At 71.3% G+C, this 4,376-nt stretch carries 3 protein-coding genes and 1 pseudogene; 1 reads left to right on the top strand and 3 read right to left on the bottom strand.

The window, feature by feature from the left end; all coding sequences use genetic code 11:
• Positions 1-48: 48 nt before the first annotated feature.
• Positions 49-1,035, bottom strand: coding sequence for a hypothetical protein (locus CLM62_RS31115; protein ID WP_095753232.1), 987 nt, complete (start codon positions 1,033-1,035; stop codon positions 49-51).
• A 166-nt stretch (positions 1,036-1,201) separates the two neighbouring features.
• Here CLM62_RS31115 and CLM62_RS31120 point away from each other — a divergent pair, with 166 nt between their 5' ends.
• Positions 1,202-3,448, top strand: a complete 2,247-nt coding sequence (locus tag CLM62_RS31120; RefSeq protein WP_095753233.1) for a cation-translocating P-type ATPase — start codon at positions 1,202-1,204, stop codon at positions 3,446-3,448.
• A gap of 58 nt (positions 3,449-3,506) precedes the next feature.
• On the opposite strand, the gene CLM62_RS31125 is transcribed toward CLM62_RS31120, so the two are convergent.
• Together CLM62_RS31125 and CLM62_RS31130 are read right to left on the bottom strand one after the other, a co-directional pair.
• A complete protein-coding gene (locus tag CLM62_RS31125; RefSeq protein WP_095753234.1) occupies positions 3,507-3,959 on the bottom strand; it encodes a phospholipase in 453 nt (150 codons plus the stop codon).
• Between the two features lie 177 nt (positions 3,960-4,136).
• Positions 4,137-4,376 (bottom strand): annotated as a pseudogene (locus CLM62_RS31130) (hypothetical protein); the annotation flags it as partial.

Genomic DNA, 4,376 nt, shown 5'->3' on the forward strand with positions numbered 1-4,376 from the left:
AGTGGCGCCCGCCGCGGCCGGAGCCGGCCGGTCAAGCGGTGGCGGCTGTCAGTGCCCGTGGCCGTCCGACGACTCGTGGGCGTCCGGGGCGCCTGTGGGCTCATCTGTGGACTCGTCGCCCTCGACTGCCGTCCCCCCGGCCCGGACCGTGAACGCCGCCGTGTGGACCTCCCCCGCGTGCTTGAAGTCGAGGAAGAGCCGGTAGGTGCCGCTGCTCGGTGCCGTGGCCGTGAACGAGATGTCCGGGCCCGGCTTGGTCGTGCCGTCGCCGGGTTCGCCGTTCGGGTGGACGTGGAGGTAGGCGAGGTCGCCGGAGCGCAGGGCCACCAGGTGGCCGTACGCGCCGAGGTAGGGCTGGAGGTCGGTGACGGGCCTGCCGTTCCGGGAGACCTTCAGCTTCAGTTCGCCGGCCGTGCCCGGCCGGAGGGTGCCGTCCAGCTCGACGTCGTAGCCGTGGATCTTCGCGGTGGCCCTCGGCGCCGGCAGTTGCTGCGGCTGGTAGGGGCCCGAGGCCGCCAGGTCCGCGCCGAGGGTGAGGTTCTCGGCATTCTTCTTCGCCGGGGTGAAGTCGGCGAAGACGCGGTAACCGCCGGCGCGGGGCAGCTCGACGGGGATGCTCCAGGTGCCGTCGGCGGCGCGGGTGGGGTGCAGGTGGCGGTAGGTGACCAGGTCGCGGGAGGCGACGATGAGGTGGAGTTCCTTGTCGTGCTCCCGCTGGTAGGCGGTGACGGCGCGGCCGGCGCTGTCCCGGATGACGAAGCGCAGGTCGGCCTGGCGGCCGGCCGCGACGCGCGGTGTCCTCAGGTCGAGGGTGTAGCCGCTCTCGGAGATCTGCAGCCCGCCGGCCGGGGACTGTTCATGCCCTCCATGGCCGCCGCCTCCCCCCGATTGCGGTGACGCCTCGCTGTGGCTCTCGTGGCGTGCGGGCGCGGCTTCGTCAGCGACGGGGCCGACGCCCTTGCCCACGCCGTAGGCGGTGCCGAAGGTCGCGGCCAGCGCGGCGGCGAACGCGGTGATCTTCATTCCGGCATGCATGGCGATCTCCTGGGCTCCAGGGCCTGCGGTACGAGGCCTCGACACGGCCAAACATACCCCTAGGGGGTACTAAGTCAACCCCTGCGAGCGACTTGCCTTACATACCCCCCAAGGGTATACAGGACTGCACGAGGAACAGTACCCCCACCCCGTATGAGGAGCAGCGATGTCCACCACCGGGATCGGCGCCGAAGTAGAACTCGCCATCGGCGGCATGACCTGCGCCTCGTGCGCGGCGCGCATCGAGAAGAAGCTGAACCGCATGGAGGGGGTGACCGCCACCGTCAACTACGCCACCGAGAAGGCGAAAGTCAGCTACGGCGACGACGTCTCCGTGCGGGATCTGATAGCCACCGTCGAGGCGACCGGGTACACGGCGCAGGAGCCCGTGCGGACCGAGCCGGAGAGCGAGGACACGACGGCGGACGACGAACTCCGGCCGCTGCGGGAGCGGTTGGTCACCGCGGTGGTGCTGGCCGTGCCGGTCGTCGCGATGGCCATGATTCCGGCCCTGCAGTTCGAGTACTGGCAGTGGCTGTCGCTGACGCTGGCGGCACCGGTGGTGACGTACGCCGGATGGCCCTTCCACAAGGCGGCGTTCACCAACGCGCGGCACGGCGCGGCCACGATGGACACGCTGATCTCGGTCGGTACGACGGCCGCGTTCGGTTGGTCACTGTGGGCGCTGTTCTTCGGGACCGCGGGCACGCCCGGCATGACCCACCCCTTCGAGCTGACCATCGCCCGAGGTGACGGCGCCGGGAACATCTATCTGGAGGCCGCCGCCGGAGTCACCGCCTTCATCCTGGCCGGGCGGTACTTCGAGGCCCGCTCCAAGCGCAAGGCGGGCGCGGCCCTGAAGGCGCTGCTGGAGCTGGGCGCGAAGGACGTCACCGTGATGCGCCCCGACGGCGGCGAACAGACCATCGCCATAAAGGACTTGAAGGTGGGCGACCGCTTCCTCGTCCGCCCCGGCGAGAAGATCGCCACCGACGGGTCGGTCGTCGAGGGTTCCTCGGCCGTGGACGCCTCGATGCTCACCGGCGAGTCCGTGCCCGTGGAGGTCGGTGTCGGCGACGCGGTCACCGGAGCGACGGTCAACGCCGGCGGGCGGCTCGTCGTCGAGGCGACCCGAGTGGGCGCCGACACCCAGCTGGCGCGGATGGCCAAGCTGGTGGAGGACGCCCAGAACGGCAAGGCGGCGGCCCAGCGGCTCGCCGACCGGATCTCCGCCGTCTTCGTCCCGATCGTGATCGCCCTCGCCCTGGGCACCCTCGGCTTCTGGCTCGGCAACGGCGCCGGACTGACGGCCGCCTTCACCGCCGCGGTCGCGGTCCTGATCATCGCTTGCCCGTGCGCCCTGGGCCTGGCCACGCCGACCGCGCTGCTGGTCGGCACCGGGCGCGGAGCCCAGCTCGGGATCCTCATCAAGGGTCCGGAGGTCCTGGAGTCCACGCGCAAGGTCGACACCGTGGTCCTCGACAAGACCGGCACCGTCACCACCGGCCACATGACCCTGGTGGCCGTGCACACCGCCGACGGCACCGAGGAGGCCGAAGTACTGCGGCTGGCGGGCGCGTTGGAGCACGCCTCCGAGCACCCGGTGGCCCGGGCCGTGGCCGAGGGGGCGTTGGCGAAGCTGGGTTCCCTGCCCGCGCCCGAGGACTTCGCGAACGTGCCTGGTCTCGGCGTGCAGGGCGTCGTCGAGGGACATGCGGTTCTGGTCGGGCGGGAGCGGTTGCTGGACGAGTGGGCCATGGAGCTTCCGGAGGCGCTCGAGCGAGCCAAGGCGGAGGCCGAGGCGGCCGGCCGTACGGCCATCACGGTCGCCTGGGACGGCGAGGCGCGCGCGGTCCTCGAAGTCGCCGACGCCGTGAAGGAGACCAGCGCCGAGGCGATCACACGGCTGCGCGCCCTCGGCCTGACCCCGATCCTGCTGACCGGCGACAACAAGGCCGTGGCCCAGGCGGTCGCCCGCGAGGTCGGCATCGCACCCGAGGACGTCTTCGCCGAGGTGCTGCCGCAGGACAAGGTGGATGTCGTCAAGCGCCTTCAGCGCGAGGGGCGTTCGGTCGCCATGGTCGGCGACGGCGTCAACGACGCGGCCGCCCTGGCACAGGCGGACCTGGGCCTCGCCATGGGCACGGGCACCGACGCGGCGATCGAGGCCGGCGACCTGACCCTCGTACGGGGTGATCTGCGCGCCGCGGCCGACGCCGTCCGCCTCGCCCGCAGGACCCTCAAAACCATCCGGTCCAACCTGTTCTGGGCCTTCGCCTACAACGTGGCCGCCCTGCCGCTGGCCGCGGCGGGCCTGCTCAACCCGATGCTCGCCGGGGCGGCGATGGCGTTCTCGTCCGTGTTCGTCGTCGGCAACTCCCTGCGGCTGCGCTCCTTCCGAGCCACGGACTGAGGCGCCCACCTCGGGGGCCGCCGCTGTACGCGGCGGCCCCCCGAGGGCTGACGATCTATCAGCCGAAGGCCTTGACCGCCTGGTAGTACGTCCATGCCGTGCTGTTGCAGGCGGTCTTCGTGCCGCCGCTGTACTTGGCGCACACGCGCTTGAGGTCCTCGTAGAACGCGCTGTCGAGGCGCGTCTTGTTGGCGCTGAAGGTGCCCGCGGCCTTGTAGTTGCGGTAGCCGAAGTCGTGCCGGGCGCAGGACATCTGGAAGGGGAAGCCGAACGGGTTGTCCGGCGAGGAGGAGCAGTAGTCGGTGGACCAGTCGAACGCGTAGGCGCTCCAGGCGGCCTGGTTCGCGCGGGCGGCGGTCCAGGTGTTGTAGCTGGACGCGCTGGTCTGCGTCCAGCTCGCGAGGACCTGGGGCTTGTCGGCGGGAGCGGCGCCGGCGGCGGTGGCGGTGCCGACGACGGTGATAAGGGCCAGCGTTGAGGCGGCCATACCGGTGGCGAGTCTGCGGTGCATCCCACACCTCCATGAGGCTGCGACCTCCCTCGGGCCGCAGGTTCATGACAAGATGATTGACACCGCAACGGTGCTTTCACACCGCATGTACTCCAATCGCCCCTTAACACTTGGACATGCCAGGAGATCGGAACATGAACAGGGCGGAATCTCCTGGCCGGTGATGTCCCGTCAGGCCTACCGTCCGGCGCTGTGCCGTACGTCGACCGCCGTGAGCGCCAACGCCAGCGGCCCCGGCGCCAGGAAGGCGAGCGGCACCAGCATCCAGGCGCACGCGGCGGCCGTCGCCACCGCGAACAGCACCAGGGCGCTGCCGCCCGCATCCCGTACGGCGTCCCTCGCGGCCTCGCGGACAGCGGCGGGCCAGTCGGTGAGCGACTCGGGGCGCGCGCACGCCCTGAGGCCCACCACCAGGGC

The sequence above is a fragment of the Streptomyces sp. SA15 genome, from assembly GCF_002291145.1.
Lineage (GTDB): Bacteria > Actinomycetota > Actinomycetes > Streptomycetales > Streptomycetaceae > Streptomyces.